Consider the following 693-nt stretch of genomic DNA (forward strand, 5'->3'; position numbering starts at 1 on the left):
AGGCCGCCTCGGTCGCCGCGCCGCTGGCGATGGCGCTGACCACGGCATGGCCGCCGCTGGCGCTGCGCCTGGCGCGGGTGCCGGCGCCGCAGCTGGCGGCCGTCGCCGAGGAGTTGGAGCGGCTGCCGGGGCAGCTGGCACACGAGCGGCTGACGGCCAGGGTCGCGGCGGCCAGGCGGCTGCTGGGCGGGCTGCTGGTGGGCGGCCAACTGGCGGCGACCGGCGCGGTGTTGGTGCTGTTCGCCGCCACCGAGCTGTGGGCGGGGGTGCTCGGCGGGACGCTCACGCTGCTGACGCTGCTGCGGACCCGGATGTTCCGCGAGACCTGGCAGGTGGCGACGGCGCTGGTGGCGACGCTGGTCGCGGCGGCGGGCGCGGCCGCCTCCGTGCTGGCCGACCGGGCCTCGCAGGGCCTGCCGCTGCTGGGCGTGCTGCTGCCGGTCGCGTTGACGACGGCGGTGGTGGCCGGCTGCGTGGGCCTGGCCGCCGGCCGCTACCGGGGCAACCCCCGGCTGGCCAGGGCCCTCGACGCGGTGGAGACCCTGCTGCTGGTGGCGGTGGTGCCGCTGGTGCTCGCGGTCTGGGACGTGTACGGCGCGCTGCTCAACCTGCGTGTGTGACGGGGGCGTTGGGGATGCCGTTGGTGTCGGGGGCGTGGGGCGCGCGGGGGCTGGCCGTGGCGGTCGCCGCGCT

The 693-nt window shown here is 78.4% G+C and carries 1 pseudogene; it reads left to right on the forward strand.

Going from position 1 to position 693, the window contains the following annotated elements:
• Positions 1-620 (forward strand): annotated as a pseudogene (locus tag EBN88_RS31055) (type VII secretion integral membrane protein EccD); the annotation flags it as partial.
• Positions 621-693 lie beyond the last annotated feature (73 nt).

The organism is Streptomyces triticirhizae (assembly GCF_003696235.1).
Lineage (GTDB): Bacteria > Actinomycetota > Actinomycetes > Streptomycetales > Streptomycetaceae > Streptomyces > Streptomyces triticirhizae.